Origin of the sequence: Xinfangfangia pollutisoli, assembly GCF_020179405.1 — a bacterium.
Lineage (GTDB): Bacteria > Pseudomonadota > Alphaproteobacteria > Rhodobacterales > Rhodobacteraceae > Pseudogemmobacter > Pseudogemmobacter pollutisoli.
The window spans coordinates 52,904-69,337 of sequence record NZ_JAICBZ010000006.1 but is presented as its reverse complement, the minus strand read 5'-3'; the positions used below and the strand labels follow the sequence as shown (position 1 = coordinate 69,337).

Below are 16,434 nucleotides of genomic sequence, written 5' to 3'. Positions count from 1 at the left end.
CTCACCGGGTTTGGCGGAAGGCGCGGGCAAAGCCCTCGGCTATGAGATTGCCACCGATGGCAAAGACGGCGATTGCCAGGATCGGACAGACCACCGCCAGCGGCTGGACACGAAGCGCATTGCGGTTTTCATAGATCATCAGGCCCCAGTCCGAAGTCGGCGGCTGGATGCCGTAGCCAAGGTAGCTAAGCCCGGCGAGCAGCGAGATCGACCACATCAGCCGCAGGCCGGTTTCGACCAGCAGGGGCGAGGTGATGTTGGGCAGGATCTCGCGGAACAGGATCCGGTGCGCGGGCAGTTCGACGGACCGCGCCCATTGCACGAAATCCTTGTCGACCACGGCAAGCGCCGCGCCGCGCAACACGCGTGCGGCCCCAGGCATCAGCGACAGGCCACATAGCAGAACCAGCAGCGGAAGGCTGGTCCCCAGCATGGTGACGAACAGCAAGACGAAGACAAGGCTGGGAAAAGCCATCTTCAGATCGACAACCCGCATCAGGACTTCATCGGTCCAGCCCTTGAAATAGGCGGCCGAGATGCCGACGGCGGCGCCAAGCGTCAGCGCGATGAACGTCGCGCCGAAGGCCATCCAGACCAGGTTCGCCCCGCCCCACAGAAACCGGGACAGCACGTCACGCCCCAGATTGTCCGAGCCGAGCAGGGTTCGCGGGCCGGTCGGCATGTATGGCGCGTCGATGATGGCCGAGGGGGAATGCGGCGCAAGCAGCGGCCCCATGGCCGCCAATGCGACGACGCCCCCCACCATCACAAACCCCGCGACCAGGGAAGGATTGCGCAGCAGTCTCATTTCTGTCCCCCCTTGCCGGGCGGCGTGATGCTGTGGGCCAGGGCGTCGGTCACCAGATTGCTGATCAGAAAGATCACCGCGATGATCAGCACCGCCGCCTGGACAACCGGCAGGTCGCGGGTGCCGACAGCCTGGGTCAGCGCAGAGCCTATTCCGGGATAGCTGAACACCGTCTCGACCACGACCATCCCGCCGACCGAGTAGGCAAAGATCGTTCCGATGGCGATCACGGCGGGCACGATCGCATTGGGCAGAACATGGCGGCGCAGGATCAGCCCTTCGGGCAGCCCTTTCAGCCTGGCAAAGTGGAAGTATTCGCTGGTCATGACATCAATGACCGCCGCCCGAACCAGGCGGTAAAGGTAGGTCACCTGCAGCAGCACAAGGCAAAGTCCGGGCAGGACCAGCTTGTCAAGCTGGTGCAGGACAGGTTGTCCGGGGGACAGGCTCGAGACGGCGGGAAAGAGATGCCAGATGTTGGTGGAAAGCAGGATCACCAGCAGCATGCCCAGAACGAATTCGGGCAGCGCGTTGATGGCGACCGACCCGAACAGGACAAGCTTGTCACCGACACTGCCTTCGCGGCGCGCCGTCGCAAAGCCCAATACCAGCGCCAATGGCACGGAAACCGCCAGAGACAGCACGATCAGGCTGAGCGTCGCCTGAAGGCGCGGCGTCAGCAAAGCGGCGACTTCCACGCGCGAGATGACGGAATATCCCAGATCCCCCGTCGCCACCCCCGCGATCCAGGCCGTGTACTGGCGCCACAACGGGTCTTCCAGATGCAGTTGCGCCCGCAACGCGGCCAGGCTTTCGGCTGTGGCGTCCTTTCCAAGGATCATAAGCGCCATGTCGCCCGGCAGCAGGCGCGTCGCCGCAAACACGAGCATCGTGATCAGGACCAGCGTGAGCAGCGAGGCGGCCAGGCGCTTGCCCAGCCAGCTCACCGATTTGCCTCTCACCGCCAGGCCGGTTTGCGGCGCTGCCGAGGTCATACGAACGAGACCTTCCGAAGGTGGTAGAAGGCGGAATCGACCACATAGGTCTCAAGCCCCTGCAGCCGGTCGCTGTAGGCATTCAGGATATTGGCGAAGCCCCAGATGATGTTGCCGCCGCGCTCGTGCTCGATCATGCGCATCTTCGAGATGATCTCGCAGCGCTTGGCTTCATCCGAGCTTGCCGAGGCCTCGGCGAAAAGCGCATTGAATTCCGCGTCGTCCCAATGCGTGTTGTTGAAGCTGCCGCCCGGCACCAGGCTGCGGGCCACCAGGGGCAGATAGGTGTCGTTCAGGAAGTCGACGCCGAAGGCCCATTCGCCATAGTTGGCCAGATAGGCCGCCTCTTCCAGTACGTTCACCTTGACGGTGACCCCGGCGGCCTTCGCCTGCTCGGCAAAGACCTGGGCGCATTCCACCATGCCCGAGGTGCCATTCACCGTGGCCAGCTCGACGCTCAGGCCGCTTTGACCGGCCTCTTCAAGCAGCTTCTTTGCCGCTTCGATATCCTGCTTGCGCTGCTCGACCTCGGTCGGGCCGCAAGGGGCGATGCTGCGCCCCTGCATATCGTTGCCGACTTCGCCATAGCCCGCCAGCGCCGCCCGCACCATCATGTCGCGGTCGGCGATCAGGCGAAAGGCCTGACGCACGCGCACGTCATTGAAGGGCGCAATGTCGGTCCGCATGTACAGGGGCAGCGACATGCCGCTGGGGTTGTTCAGCAGCTTGATCCCGGGCTCGGCCTCGAGAATGCGGGCTTCGGCGAAAGGAATCTTGTAGGCCATGTCGACCTGACCACCGCGCAGCGCGTTGATCGAGGCGGTCTCGTCCGAGATATTGGTGATCTGCACCTTGGCAACGCCCGCCTTGCCGCGGAAATAGTCGTCAAACCGCTCGAACATGCTTTCCTGGCCGGGGGCGAAGGACAGGAATTTGAACGGTCCGGTGCCGACGGGTGCGGCAGGATCGAAGTCCTGCGTCACCATGCGAAGATAGCGGTTGGCCCAGATTTCCCGGAAGGGCCCATAGGGGGTGGCCAGCGTGAACCTGATCGTCAGGTCGTCGACTTTTTCGACCTTCTCGGCGTCGATGAACCCGATCAGCGAGCCGCCCTTGGTCGGGTTCGCCGGATCAAGGATGCGCTTGACCGAATAGATCACGTCATCCGCGCCGAAATCGCCGCCCGCATGGGTTTTCACCCCCGAGACCAGCTTGACCGTCCAGACGGTTGCATCCTCATTCGGGGTAAAGCTTTCGGCCAGAACGTTGGCGACGCTGGTATCGGGGTTGAATTCGCACAGACCATCGAAAAGGTTGGTGAACCGGACGATGTCGGTCAGCTGGCCCTGCGTGCGGTGCGGATCGAGCGAATCCGCATTGCTTCCGGTCACAGCCAGACGAAGCACATCGCCGTCCTGTGCCCGCGCCATGCCGGTTGACAGCCCCGTAAGGGCGGCAGAGCCCAGCACCGCGGCGGTTCCCAGCAACATGGTGCGGCGGGTGACGTTAAGTCGGTTATCTTTGGTCATTTTAAGCCCTGTTGGTTTTTTGTTCCGTACTGTCGTCTAGTTCGTGCGGCTGCGCTGCATGCAGCTGGCGGCCTCGAGCATCAGCCCGCCGATGACATCGGGGCCGCGCGGATCAACGTCGGGGTCGTAGGAGCTGAAGCTTGTCGCCAGAATTTCAAAGCGGTCTGCGGCTTCGCTGAAAATGCTTGCGACTTGCGCCGTGGTCAGGCCGCCTTCGGCGCAGTGGCGGTTGGCGGCCAGCGCCGTTTCAGGATCAAGCACGTCGGTATCGACATGGATATAGACCTTGCGAACCTGCCCCGAGAGCAGGTCAAGCGCGGCTGCGATCGCCCTTTCAAAGCCCAGCCTCTGAATGACGGGCGGATTGACCAGCGTTCCGACAGCGATCCCGGCATGGGCGCGCGCTTTCGCCGAAAACGCCTCGTGAAGGCCGATGGAGACGAAATTCCGCTCTTCCACCACGCGGAAGCCCTTCAGATTCTCGCGCCAGGCCTTCCAGCATTTTCCGGTGATGGTCGTGGTGACCATGCCTTCGATGAAGCCGTTCGAAGAGGTTTCGGGGGTCATGGCGTCGCCATGCGCATCCAGCCACAGGACGCCGAACGGCTCTGCCGTCTCGGAAAGCCCCGCGACAACGCCCAGCGTGCCGCTGCAGGTGCCAAGCGAGACGATGGGCAGACGGTCCGCGCGGCGCGCTTCGCGAACGGCCTCGGCCAGCCGGGTGTTCTGAACCAGGATGCGCCCCATCTGATCCCCCGCCGGGATCAGACGATAGTCGCCGCCAGTGTCGGATTGCCGCGGCACTTCGGCATCGACAAGCAGCTCGACATTCAGGTCGTCGACGCGCGGGGCAAGCAGCGCCGGCGCATGATCCGGCGCCAGCAGCACTTCGGGACCGATCGCCATTGCGTTGGTCGTGGCGCCGGTCACGCGACCGCGCGTGCCGCAATGGTAGGGCAAGCCGATCAGGGAAACGCGCTCTGCCAGTTTTGCCACAGACATGATGGATCTCCGTTGTTTCTGTCATCAAGGCCCGAAAACCGCCGTTTTGGCATCCGCAAGATTGTGGATGGCGGCGCGGCGGCTTGCGTCATCTGCTACCCGGAAACCGCAACCGCCCGCGACGGTGAACGAGGCCCCGCATGACCAGGACACCCGCATGACCAGGACCCCCGAATGACCAAAACTCATATCGCCATGCCTGTCGCGTTGGTCCTGCTGCCCTACCACTATGGCCGTCACGCGCCGGAACCGCTGATTCCCATGGCGCTGGGTCCGCGGGCGATCCTGGCAAGCTCGGCTCTGCTGTCGGGGCTGAAGGATCTGGGGGTGGTGCCCGCAGTGACCGAGATCAGCGGCGTCGATGACCCCTCCGCCAGCGAATCGGCGGGCCAGTCCGGCGTGGATGTCGAGGGCCTGTTCCCCGGGGATCAGATGAGCCGGATGTTCGTTCAGAACGTGGCCTTGGGGCGGGAGGTGCGCAAGGCCCGCGGGCGCGGTTCCTTCGTCCTTGCCCTGAACGGCGCCTGCACGGCCGCGCTGGGCATGGTGGCCGGTGTGTCCGAACCTTCGGGCGAGGTCGGCATGATCTGGCTCGACGCCCATGATGACGCGATGACGCCGAATGAATCCGTCTCGGGCCTGCTGGAGGGAATGCCGGTGGCGATGATCGCCGGTCGCTGCTGGCAAGCCTATTGTGCCAGGATGGAAGGGTTCCACCCCATCCCCGAAGACAGGATCCTGACCATTGGCCTGCATGAGCGCTATGAAAGCCGGGTGCCGCGCAGCAACCTGCCGGGCAGCAGGGTAAGCCCCGCAGAGATCGCGGCACTGGGCTTTGAGGCGGCAATAGACCAGGCATTGCAAAGCCTTGCCCAGCGGTGCAGCCGGGTCTATGTCCACTTTGACGTTGACGTGCTGGATCCCTCGGTTGCGCGGGTCAGCCGCTATATGGCCGAGGGCGGCCTGACGATGGACCAACTGGTCCACCTTTTCGGGCGGATCGCCGACCTCTTCAAGGTCGAGGCCATGGATGTTGCCAGCTTTGATCCGTCGATCCAGCCCGAGGCGGCCGAGACGATCGGCCAGGCCATCGTGGCGGCGGTCAAGGCTTTCTGTGGGCCGAAGGCGGCCCGCTAGGGGCGGGGTCGCGGGGCCTGTGACCCCCGTCGCGTTGACACAAGGAGGGTCGGACCTGACACGCATCTTCACGGCTCCTGCACATTCTGCCTTGGCCATGCCGGCAGCATGAGCAGGCACCCTGCCCCCCTGCCGGATCTGGACGCGTATCGCCGGCGCGCCGCCCGCTATCTGCCGCGGATGGTCATGGATTATGTCGACGGTGCCGCGGGAAGCGAACGCGGGCTTGTGCGCAATCGGGCCGCCTTTGCGCGGGTGCTTTTCGCGCCCCGCAGGCTGACCGATGTCGCGCAGCGCGACCCCTCGGTGACCTTGTGGGGGCAGCGATATCCGCTGCCTCTGGCGATCGCACCGACGGGGCTGAATGGCGTGGTGCGGCCGGATGGCGATCTGATGCTGGCGCGGGCCGCCGGGCGGGCGGGCCTGCCCTTCTGTCTGTCCACGGCCTCAACCTCGTCCATCGAGCAGGTCGCGCGGGCCGGGGATGGCGAGAAGTGGTTTCAGCTTTACGTGTTGCACCGGGATCAGGCGAAGGTTTTCGTCAAACGCGCGCTGGACGCGGGCTACACAACGCTGATCCTGACCGTGGATGTCGCGGTGAATGGCAAGCGCCTGCGCGATCAGCGCTCGGGCTTCAAGGTTCCGTTCCGGATGACCCCGCGCATCCTGATGGACGTGGCCCGCCATCCGGCATGGGCGGTCTCGCAGCTGCGCCACGGGCTGCCGGAACTGGCCAACTTCGCCTCGGCCGACGCGACGGATGCGACGATGCAGGCCGCGCTCATGAACCGGCAGATGGATGCGGGCTTTGACTGGCAAGCGCTGGAGGCGCTTCGGGCGGCCTGGCCGCATCGGTTGATCCTGAAGGGATTGACCTCGGCCGCCGAAATGCGCCGCGCGCAGGCCGCGGGCGTGGACGCCGTGATCTTGTCAAACCACGGTGCGCGCCAGCTTGAGGACGTGGCCGCGCCCTTTGACATCCTGCGCGGCCTGCCCGGCGACACGGCCATGCCTGTCCTGCTCGACAGCGGTATCCGCACCGGCGAGGATGTGGTGAAGGCGCTCTGCGCGGGGGCGAGGATGTGCTTGCTGGGCCGGGCCACCCTTTATGGATTGGCGGCACGGGGCGAAACGGGGATCAGCGAGGTCATCGCCATGATCGGCGCCGAGATCGATACGACTTTGGCGCTGCTTGGCTGTTCCAGGGCCAGCGGTCTGGGCCCGGACTATATTCTGGACGATCCGGTCCGTTAGGGTCAGGGCCGCCGGGCGGGCGGCGCTGGAACCTTGCGGCCCATCCCCTGCCCCGCCCCGTCAGGCGCGCTCGGGCCGCAGCAGGTGGTGATAGCTGGCCGCCACCGCGATGCCGCACAGGATCAGCGCCGCGCCGCCCTGCAGATAGGCCGAAAAGCCATGGCCGACGATCCCGGCCTCGGCGGCCAGCAGGAAGACCATATTGGCATCCAGCCCCAAGGGCGCGGTCTTGGGATTGGCCCGCAAGCTGGCGCCAAGCGCCAGGAAGGGCAGCGCCAGCAGAAAGGCTGCCCCCTCGGTCGCAGGCAGGATCTCATAGACGACGCGGTAGCAAAGCGCCGCGATCACGCCCAGGAAGACGCCGCGCGGCATGACGTAAAGCACCGGCTGCGGGTGGCGCATCGATCCGATGATGACCGGAAAAATGCTCAGCGCCATGCCCGCGGCCATGCCGATCGGCCCACCGACAAGCGCCGCGACCGAGCCGCCGGTGCCCCCCGCGACCAGCGTGATCCCGGCCCGGCGCCACAGGCTGGCGCGGTCGGGATGCGCGCGTTCGGGCTTTTGGCCGCTGTGGCGCGGCGTGAACAGGAAGGTGGTCGCGGTCACCGCCACCACACCGATCAGCGTGCAGAGAATGCGGTCCCGCGCCAGCGGCAGGATGTCATCGGCCCGTGCCAGATGATGCACCATCGCCGGCACCAGCACCACCGCGACCGTGATCGCCGCCAGCTGGACGCCGTAATTGTAAATGTTGCCGATCCAGTAGCTTGCAACCGTACCGCAGCTCAAAGCCAGCGCAAGGAACAGGATCAGCAGCGGGGTCGAGGGCAGCCAGTGCAGCGCGGCCCAGCCCAGCGCCGCCCCGATCAAGGTGCCCGCCACCCGCAACACGCCGCGCAGCAGCAGATCCTGGCGCCAGGGCTGCGCCACCACCCAGACCGGCATCGCGGCCCAGAACGGGTTTTGCAGCCCAAGCGCCACCGCCGCAGCAAGCGCAAGGCTGGCCGCAAGGAACAGCCGGAAGGCAAGGAAGGGCCAGCGGGCCGGGCTGTTCTGGGTCGTGGTCATGACGCTCTCCTGTCGGGAACCGCCAAGGCCATTCCCGCACATCGCAACTGCCCTTGGGCAGCGGCAGGGGCAGGTTTAACCACGCCTTGCCCCGCCCCGCCATGGCGGCGGCTGCGGGATGGACTGTGCGCAGATGCGCGGCATGGCACCGGATGCGGGCCGTCGCAGCGCCCCTAAAGGTAGTTCAGCGGCACGGCGGTGGTGAATTTCAGCTCTTCCATCGAGATGGACGAGTTGATCTGCGAGAATTCCAGCCCCTCGATCATCGTCTTGTACAGCTGGTCGTAAGCGCGGATGTCCGGCACCATCGCCTTCAGGATATAGTCGGTCGGGCCGGTCAGGCGGTAGGCCTCGACAATCTCGGGGATGCTTTCGATCAGGCTGCGGAAACGGTCCAGCCATTGCGCCTCATGACGCGGAGCGGTGACCGAGATGAAGACGGTCAGCGGGACGCCCGCCTTCTCGGGATCGACCAGCGTGACCCGGCCCCGGATCACGCCCGCCTCTTCCAGCTTGCGGATACGCCGCCAGCAGGGCGTTTGCGACATGCCCAGTTCTTCGGCAAGGACCGCCACGGGGCGGTCGTGATGTTGCAGAAGATCAAGGATCTGCCGGTCGGTTTCGTCAAAACCCGAGGTCTGGCCGCGCTTGCGGCCAGGTCCGGTTTTTTCGGCAGCCGGCTTTTCCGCACCCGGTTTTTCGGCACCCGGTTTTTCGGGGCTGGCGTTTTCGCTCTGGCTCATGCGGATACGAAATGCAGGATCATGCCGCTGGCCTCTGCCGGGGCGACCCAAAGGCCCGCCTCGCCCTTAGTCGCATCCTGGGCCGCGTCCCGGAAAGCCACGCCATTTTCCCGCAGCACCCGCGCGGTCTGCGCCAGATCGGCAACCCGCAGACGCAGCGCGGTGAAGCCGTCGGCGGGGGTCGCGGCCACGGCTTCGGGCGCATAGGCGCGGCCTGCGGCCTCAACCCGCATGCAGATGATCTTTGCCGAATCGCGCCCGGTTTCAACCACGGCAGACCCGTCTGCGGCGGTCGTGACGGTTCCCGCCGCGAAAAGCCGGGCGAATTCCGCCGCCTTCGCCGCCGGATCGGCGGTTGCGACGATCACCGCGTCGATATCGGTCGCGCCATTGGCGTGGGTTTGCAGCTCGGGTCGCCAGACCATCTCGGGCGTGTTGTGCTGGCACATGAAGACATGGCCGACCGGCATCTCTTGCGGGGCGAACTGCGTGATCGAGAACGAGGCCACGCCTTCCGACCCGTCGGGCAGCGGCAGCGGGCGCGAGAAGTTGATCACCGGCGTCGCGGCGATTCCCAGTTCGGCCAGCGCCTCACGCGCGGTTTCGGCCCCGGTGATCCGGCAGGCGATGGCGCGCAGCCCCTCGCCGCTGGTCTGCAGAAGCTGGCGCTGCGACTGGTTGAATTCGGTTTCCGCAACCATCCCCAGCAGCTCGATATAGTCGCCGCGCAGCATCATCGTGTAGTTCGCCGAGCCCATCTGCGGGCTGTGCAACCCCCGCGGCGAAAGCGTGAAGCCCAGCCTTCTGTAACGCGCGGCGCTGGTTTCCAGGTCGCTGACCAGCAGGAAAACGTGGTCGATTCCGGTGACGGGATGGGACATGACGGGCCTCTTTCGCAGGTTTGCCGCGAGACTTCTTCATCTTGGCGGACGTTTCAACCTGAATTCGGGCAGGGATCGGATTTTTCTCACCAGAACGCTGCCTGATGCGGAACAGTCTTCCCCTTAACCGGCAAAAAACAGTATGATTCAACCATTCTGAACAGAATCCCCCAAAAGCGCGGGCCGGAGTGGTATTTGTAAGGTTATTTTTTTCCACATATCGCAAAATAGAGAAATTTTACACCCGATCTTGCGCAGGTGGATGTGTGTAAAGACGCTAAACTTCGGCATAAATTGTGTATTTAACACTTGACTTGTCCCCTCGGTTGCTGACTTTGCCTGAGACCAAGTAACAAGAAGGATGTCGGCCAGGCCGGAACACATCCCGAACCACAGAGAGGATTTGGACATGAAGACCCTGAAGCGAGGGCTGGCGGCAGCTACCTGCGCGATTGCAACCGGCGCCATGCCCGCATTGGCCGAAGAGCCGCAGCGCGGCGGCACATTCGTGACCCATGTGGTCAGCGACCTGGGCGTGCTGAACCCCGCGATGCGGGCCTCGACCGCCGTGTATCAGATCACCGGCAAGATCATGGAGCCGCTGATCGACCTGACGAAAGACGGCTATGTCGGCGTTCTGGCGACCGAATGGTCCGCGTCGGAAGACGGCAAGCAGATCACCTTCAAGCTGCGCGAAAACGTGCGCTGGCATGACGGCCAGCCCTTCGGCTGCGATGACGTCGCCTTCACCGCGATGGAGTTCTGGAAGCCGATCCTGAACTATTCGTCGACGCTGCAGGCCAATCTGGAATCGGTCGAATGCCCCGACCCGCTGACGGCGGTGTTCAACTATTCCAAGCCGATGCCGCTGAACCTTCTGGTCGCGGCGATGCCGGATCTGGGCCATCCGGTGCCCAAGCACCTTTACGAAGGCACCGACCTGCTGCGCAACCCGCACAACCAGGCGCCGATCGGCACCGGCCCGTTCAAGTTCGCGGAATATGAGCGCGGGCAGTACATCATTGCGGTGCGCAACGATGACTACTGGCGCGGGCCGGAATACCCCTATCTCGACCGGGTGATCTGGCGCTTCATCCCCGACAAGGCGGCGGCGGCCGCGGCGCTTGAGGCGGGCGAGGTTCTGGCCTCGGGCTTTATCGGTATCCCGATGGAGGACATGGTCCGTCTCGGCGAAGATCCGCGCTTCAAGATGGGCCCGGAAGGCTATGAAAACAACGTCGCCCATTCGACGATCGAGTTCAACCTGCGCAACCCGATCCTGGCCGATCTGCGGGTGCGTCAGGCGATCTATCACGGGCTCGACACCGATTTCGCGATCCAGGCGATCATGCGCGGGCACGGCAAGGCCGGGCGCGGCCCGATCCCCAGCACCAGCAGCGCCTTCTATACCGATGACGTCCCGACCTACCCCTATGACAAGGCCAAGGCCGAGGCGCTGCTGGATGAGGCGGGCTATCCGCGCGGGCCGGACGGGGTGCGGTTCAAACTGCGTCACCGGGCGGCATCCTGGGGGGAGTATACCGGCCTTTGGGGCGACTATTTCGCCCAGGCGATGCGGGAAATCGGCATCCAGGTCGAGATCGTGCCCAGCGACGCGACCAGCTTCCTGACCACGGTTTACCGCGATCATGATTTCGACACCGCCAGCGGCTGGCACCAGTATCGCTCGGACCCGGCGGTTTCCACGACCGTCTGGCTGCGCTCGGGCGCGCCCGCCGGCACGGCCTGGTCGAACCAGTTCGCCTATCTCTCGCCCGAGATGGACAAGCTGATCGACGATGCGGCGACCGAGCTGAACCCCGAGGCCCGCGTGGCGCTGTATCACGAGATGCAGAAGCTTGAGATGACGGATCTGCCGGTGATCTTCGCGATCGAGCATCCCTTCCTGGGCATCCACAGCGTCAAACTGCAAAACGCCTACAACACGCCGCGTTGGGAATCGTCCAGCTGGTACGATCTGTGGATCAAGGAGTGATCTGAAAGCCCGAAAGGGGGGCGCGGCTGCCAAGCCTGCGCCCCCCTGCCCCCCGGATCCCGCAAGATCCGATCCTTGCGCAGCGGCGCCACGGGTGGCCCGCTGACACTGGCCGTACAGCCCCTGTCCCCTTCATGAACCGGAGCCCCCGACCAATGGGCATTCACCTTCCCCCCGTTCTGGCCTTTGCCCTGCGACGATTGCTGCAGGCGGTGCCGGTGATCCTTCTGATCATGATCGGCAGCTTCCTGTTGCTGAAACTGACACCCGGCGACACGGTCGACGCGCTTGTGGGCGATATGGGCGGGGCGGACCCGGCCTTCGTCGCAAGGCTGCGCGCCGAATACGGGCTGGATCAGCCGGTTCTGGTGCAGATGTGGCGCTACCTCTCGAAACTCGCCATGTTCGATTTCGGCTGGTCCTATGTCTATGAGCAGCCCGTCTCGACCGTGCTGCTGGACCGGCTTGGAACCACACTTCTGCTGATGGCAAGCTCGCTGAGCATCGCCTTCGTCTGCGGCGTCTCGCTGGGGGCCTTTGCCGCGCGCCGCGCCTATTCGCTGACCGACAACGTGATCTCGACGCTGGGGCTGGTGTTCTACGCGATGCCGTCCTTCTTCCTTGCGCTGCTGATGATCCTGTTGTTCTCGGTGAAGCTCGGCTGGCTGCCGGTGGGCGGTGTGGCGACGATTGGCGCCTTCTACACCGGCTGGGACAAGGTGGCCGATACGGCGATGCACATGGTCATGCCGACCATGGCGCTGTCGCTGATCTATCTGGCCTTCTACATGCGGCTGATGCGGACCTCGGTGCTGGAGGTTTCGGACCTTGATTTCGTGCGCACCGCGCGGGCCAAGGGGGCAAGCCCCTCGCGCGTGATGTTCCACCATATCATGCGCAACGCGCTTTTGCCGGTGGTGACGCTTCTGGGCCTGCAATTCTCGACCGTGCTGGGCGGGTCGGTGGTGATCGAGACGATCTTCTCGCTGCCGGGCCTTGGCCAGCTTGCCTATACCTCGGTCGTCAAGCGCGACCTGAACACGCTTCTGGGGATCATCTTCCTCTGCTCGATCATCGTGGTGATCGTGAATTTCCTGACCGACCTTGTCTATGCCTGGCTTGACCGGAGGATCGACCTGAAATGACCGCTTCCGATACGATCCCCCCCCAGGGCCCTGCCCCCATGGCCCCGCAGGTGTCGCGCGCGACCGTGCTGTGGCGCCGCTTTCGCCGCAACCGCGCGGCGGTGCTTGGGCTGATCCTGTTCGTCGCTGTGGTGCTGATGGCGCTGCTTGCCGATGTCATCGCGCCCGGCGATCCGCTGTCGCGCACCGGCATGCCGCTGGTCTGGCCCTTTACCGAGGCCGCGAACCCGCTTGGCACCGATCAGCTGGGCCGCTCGATCCTTGCCGGGATCGTCCATGGCGCGCGCGTCACGCTGATGGTGGGCGTGGTTGCCACCGTCATCTCGATTGCCATCGGCGTGGTGATCGGCGCGGTCGCGGGCTATTTCGGCGGCTGGGTCGATGACGTGCTGATGCGCGTGACCGATGCCTTCCAGACCATCCCAAGCTTTGTCCTGTTGCTGACGCTGGTTGCGATCTACGGCTCCAGCATCGAGAATATCATCCTGGCGATTGGCGTTGTCTCCTGGACTGCGCCCGCCCGGATGGTCCGGGCCGAGTTCATGGCGCTGCGCCAGCGCGAATTCGTCGATGCCGCGCGCAACCTTGGCGTCAGCACGCCCGCGATCATCTTCCGCGAGATCCTGCCCAACGCCCTGCCCCCGGTGATCGTCTTCGCCTCGGTCGTCATGGCCACCTCGATCCTGATGGAGACGGCGCTGGCCTTCCTGAACCTTGGCGATCCGAACTATGCCAGCTGGGGCAACATGATCGGCCAGGGCCGCGCCGCCTTGCGCACCGCCTGGTTCTGCGCGGTCATCCCCGGCGTGGTGATCCTGCTGACCGTCCTGTCCTTCAGCCTGATGGGCGAAGGCATGAACGACGCCCTGAACCCGAGGCAGAAGAAATGACCCCCGCAAAACCGATTCTGGAAATTCAGAACCTGCGCGTCGCTTTGCCCGAAGGGGGCGACCGCCCGAATGCGCTGGATGATCTGACGCTGACGGTGAACGAGGGCGAGATCGTCTGCCTTGTGGGCGAATCCGGCTCGGGCAAGTCGATGGCGGCGGGGGCGGTCATGCGCCTTTTGCCCGAACCCCATGTGCGGGTGACGCAGGGCGCGGTGCGCCTTGATGGCCAGGACATCACCGCGCTCGGCCAGCGCGAGATGCGGGCCCTGCGTGGCGACCGCCTGTCGATGATCTTCCAAGAGCCGATGACGGCGCTGAACCCGCAAAAGACCGTGGGCTGGCAGATCGACGAGGTCCTGCGCCTGCACACCGATCTTGACCGCCGCGCCCGCAAGGCCCGTGTGCTGGAGATTCTGGCCGATGTGCATATCCCCGACCCGGCCTCGACCTATAATGCCTATCCGCATCAGATGTCGGGCGGGCAGCGCCAGCGGGTGATGATCGCCATGGCGCTGGTGCTGAAGCCGCGCCTGATCATCGCGGATGAGCCGACGACTGCGCTGGATGTGACGACACAGAAGCAGATCCTGAAACTGATCAAGGATTTACAGCATGTCCACCGCACCGGGATCCTGTTCATCACCCATGATTTCGGCGTGGTGGCCGAGATCGCCGACCGCATCGCGGTGCTGCGCCTGGGCGAATTGGTCGAACAGGGGCCGGCCGCGCAGATCCTGAACGCACCGCAGCACCCCTATACGAAAGCGCTGATCGCCGCCGTGCCCGCGCTGACGCCGCCGCCGGAAAAGCCGCTTGTCGACGCGCCGGTCGTGCTGGAGGCCAAAAGCCTGCGCAAGACCTTTGCCGCGCGCGGCGGGCTTTTGTCGGGCAAGCGCGCGCCGGTGGTGGCGGTCAAAGACCTCAGCTTCCAGCTGCGCCGGGGCGAGACGCTGGGCGTCGTCGGCGAAAGCGGTTCGGGCAAGACCACCGTGTCGCGGATCGTGACGCGGCTGCTGGAGTCGGACAGCGGCGAGGTGCTGATCGACGGGCGCGACCTGATCGCCGCCAGCCGGCGTGAGCTGCGGGCGCTGCGCAAGGACATTCAGATGGTCTTTCAGGACCCGATGGCATCCTTGAACCCGCGCAAGCGCGTGATCGACCTGATCGCGCAGGGCCCCATCGTCCACGGCACCCCCAAGGCCGAGGCCCATGCCCGCGCCCGCGAACTTCTGAGCCTTGTCGAACTGTCCCCCGCGGCCGCCGACCGTTTCCCGCATGAATTTTCCGGCGGCCAGCGTCAGCGCATCGGCATCGCCCGGGCGATTGCGATGGAGCCCCGGGTGATCGTCGCGGATGAACCGGTCTCGGCGCTGGATGTGTCGGTGCAGGCGCAGGTCCTGCGGCTTCTGGCCGATCTGCGCGACCGGCTGTCGCTGTCGCTGCTGTTCGTGACCCATGACCTGCGCGTCGCGGCGCAGCTTTGCGACAAGGTGATCGTGATGCAGAAGGGCGAGATCGTCGAGGCGGGTCCGACCTCGCGCGTCTTTGCCGACCCGCAGCACTCCTATACGCAGTCGCTGCTGGCCTCGATCCCCGGGCGGGACTGGGAGCCGCCGGTGCAAGCGCTGGCTGTCAAATGACCGGCGTGACCTTCCCCAAATCGCTCTGGGCGGAAACCGCGCCACCGCGCGCGCTGGCGCCTGCGCTGGACGCGGATCGCGACGCCGATACCGTCATCATCGGCGCGGGCTTCACCGGGCTTTCCGCCGCGCTGGAACTGGCGCGGGCGGGGCAACGCGTGGTGGTGCTGGAGGCGATGGCGGTTGGCTGGGGCGCATCGGGGCGCAACAACGGCCAGGTGATCCCCACCATGACCGCCGCCGAACCCGATGCCATCGCCGCCCGCTACGGCGCGGCGGGCCAGCGTTTCGCGCGGCTGATCGGCAACAGCGCCTCGGTGCTGTTCGACATCGCCCGGCGCGAAGGCATCCTGGAGCGGGCCGAGGCCGAACAGACCGGCTGGTTCCAGCCCGCGCATTCGCCGGGCCGGGTCAGGCTGTCGCAAAAGCGGGTGGAAGCCTGGAGCCGCTTCGGCTTTCCTGCGCAGTTTCTGGACCGTGAGGCGACCTCGGCGCTGCTGGGATCGGATTTCTGGTATGGCGGCATGCTGAACCCCACGGGCGGGCATATCAACCCGCTGGCGCTGGCGCGCGCTTTGGCCGGCGCGGCCGAAAGCCACGGTGCGGTGATCCATGAGGCAACGCCCGTGACGGGCTGGCAGCGCGACGGCGCGGGGTGGATCGTCACGGCGCAGACCGGCCGCAAGGTCCGCGCGCGCCATCTGCTGGTCTGCACCAATGCCTATACCGGAGAGATCGTACCCCGCATGGCGCGGCGGCTGGCGCACAGCATCGTGCCGGTCCTGTCCTGGCAGATGTCGACGCCGCCCTTGCCCGAAGCCCTGCGCCAGACCATCCTGCCGGGCCGTCAGGCGGTATCGGACACGCGCGGCGATCTGCGGTTTTTCCGCTATGACGCGCGCGGGCGGCTGATCACCGGCGGCGTGGTGATCGGCAGTCATGACGTGGCCCGCCGTGTCGCCGCGAAAGCCAGCGCGAACCTTGCCGAGGCCTTCCCGGCCCTTGGGGTTCAACAGATGACCCATGTCTGGAGCGGCTATCTTGGCATGACCTGGGACCGTTTCCCCCGCATCCACAGCCTTGGCCCCGGTGGCTGGACCTGGATCGGCTGCAACGGGCGCGGCGTGGCGCTTGGGGTCTCGCTGGGCCGCGAAATGGCGCGCGCCGTCTCGGGCCATGCGCTGGACAGCCTGGCCCTGCCCCTGTCCGAGCCGCGGCCCCTGCCCTTCCACGCCATCGCGCGGCGGATCGCGCCGGGCTACCTTGCCTGGCTGCGCCGCAAGGACCGGACCGAACCGAAATGACGCGCGCGGCCCCCCGGGGGCCGGGCGCAAGACCGACCA

Annotated in this window: 14 protein-coding genes; 7 read left to right on the top strand and 7 right to left on the bottom strand. The window is 65.5% G+C overall.

Annotated features, from left to right (window positions below; translation table 11 throughout):
* Position 1: 1 nt before the first annotated feature.
* The 4 genes from K1Y73_RS04330 to K1Y73_RS04315 are packed head-to-tail and all read right to left on the bottom strand — an operon-like array spanning position 2 to position 4,334.
* Positions 2 to 808, bottom strand: coding sequence for an ABC transporter permease (locus K1Y73_RS04330; protein ID WP_225026735.1), 807 nt, complete (start codon positions 806 to 808; stop codon positions 2 to 4).
* A complete protein-coding gene (locus K1Y73_RS04325) occupies positions 805 to 1,803 on the bottom strand; it encodes an ABC transporter permease (RefSeq protein WP_225026734.1) in 999 nt (332 codons plus the stop codon). The genes K1Y73_RS04330 and K1Y73_RS04325 overlap by 4 nt, the downstream gene beginning before the upstream one ends.
* On the bottom strand, positions 1,800 to 3,332 hold the full coding sequence (locus K1Y73_RS04320; protein ID WP_225026733.1) for an ABC transporter substrate-binding protein: 1,533 nt from the start codon (positions 3,330 to 3,332) through the stop codon (positions 1,800 to 1,802). The genes K1Y73_RS04325 and K1Y73_RS04320 overlap by 4 nt, the downstream gene beginning before the upstream one ends.
* Before the next feature lie 36 nt (positions 3,333 to 3,368).
* Positions 3,369 to 4,334 carry an arginase family protein gene (locus K1Y73_RS04315; RefSeq protein WP_225026732.1) on the bottom strand — a complete coding sequence of 322 codons (966 nt, stop codon included), beginning with the start codon at positions 4,332 to 4,334 and terminating at the stop codon, positions 3,369 to 3,371.
* Between the two features lie 174 nt (positions 4,335 to 4,508).
* On the opposite strand from K1Y73_RS04315, the gene K1Y73_RS04310 reads away from it, so the two are divergent.
* Together K1Y73_RS04310 and K1Y73_RS04305 are read left to right on the top strand one after the other, a co-directional pair.
* Positions 4,509 to 5,471: an arginase family protein gene (locus tag K1Y73_RS04310; protein WP_225026731.1), complete on the top strand. Its 963-nt coding sequence runs from the start codon at positions 4,509 to 4,511 to the stop codon at positions 5,469 to 5,471.
* 108 nt (positions 5,472 to 5,579) lie between these two features.
* Entirely contained in the window at positions 5,580 to 6,725 is a 1,146-nt protein-coding gene (locus K1Y73_RS04305; RefSeq protein WP_225026730.1) for an alpha-hydroxy-acid oxidizing protein, read from the top strand.
* Positions 6,726 to 6,785: 60 nt separating this feature from the next.
* Here K1Y73_RS04305 and K1Y73_RS04300 read toward each other — a convergent pair whose 3' ends face one another.
* The 3 genes from K1Y73_RS04300 to K1Y73_RS04290 form a co-directional block, all read right to left on the bottom strand.
* Complete coding sequence (locus K1Y73_RS04300) at positions 6,786 to 7,796, bottom strand: FUSC family protein (RefSeq protein WP_225026728.1); 1,011 nt, start codon at positions 7,794 to 7,796, stop codon at positions 6,786 to 6,788.
* A 173-nt stretch (positions 7,797 to 7,969) separates the two neighbouring features.
* Positions 7,970 to 8,539: an Lrp/AsnC family transcriptional regulator gene (locus K1Y73_RS04295; protein WP_225026727.1), complete on the bottom strand. Its 570-nt coding sequence runs from the start codon at positions 8,537 to 8,539 to the stop codon at positions 7,970 to 7,972.
* Positions 8,536 to 9,420, bottom strand: a complete 885-nt coding sequence (locus K1Y73_RS04290; protein WP_225026726.1) for a VOC family protein — start codon at positions 9,418 to 9,420, stop codon at positions 8,536 to 8,538. The genes K1Y73_RS04295 and K1Y73_RS04290 overlap by 4 nt, the downstream gene beginning before the upstream one ends.
* Before the next feature lie 409 nt (positions 9,421 to 9,829).
* Here K1Y73_RS04290 and K1Y73_RS04285 point away from each other — a divergent pair, with 409 nt between their 5' ends.
* From K1Y73_RS04285 to K1Y73_RS04265, 5 genes are all read left to right on the top strand, one after another.
* Positions 9,830 to 11,416: an ABC transporter substrate-binding protein gene (locus K1Y73_RS04285; RefSeq protein WP_225026725.1), complete on the top strand. Its 1,587-nt coding sequence runs from the start codon at positions 9,830 to 9,832 to the stop codon at positions 11,414 to 11,416.
* A gap of 155 nt (positions 11,417 to 11,571) precedes the next feature.
* Complete coding sequence (locus K1Y73_RS04280) at positions 11,572 to 12,561, top strand: ABC transporter permease (RefSeq protein WP_225026724.1); 990 nt, start codon at positions 11,572 to 11,574, stop codon at positions 12,559 to 12,561.
* A gap of 38 nt (positions 12,562 to 12,599) precedes the next feature.
* Positions 12,600 to 13,451, top strand: coding sequence for an ABC transporter permease (locus K1Y73_RS04275; protein WP_225026723.1), 852 nt, complete (start codon positions 12,600 to 12,602; stop codon positions 13,449 to 13,451).
* Positions 13,448 to 15,091, top strand: coding sequence for an ABC transporter ATP-binding protein (locus tag K1Y73_RS04270; RefSeq protein ID WP_225026722.1), 1,644 nt, complete (start codon positions 13,448 to 13,450; stop codon positions 15,089 to 15,091). The genes K1Y73_RS04275 and K1Y73_RS04270 overlap by 4 nt, the downstream gene beginning before the upstream one ends.
* Positions 15,088 to 16,395, top strand: coding sequence for an NAD(P)/FAD-dependent oxidoreductase (locus K1Y73_RS04265; RefSeq protein ID WP_225026721.1), 1,308 nt, complete (start codon positions 15,088 to 15,090; stop codon positions 16,393 to 16,395). The genes K1Y73_RS04270 and K1Y73_RS04265 overlap by 4 nt, the downstream gene beginning before the upstream one ends.
* Positions 16,396 to 16,434: the final 39 nt, after the last annotated feature.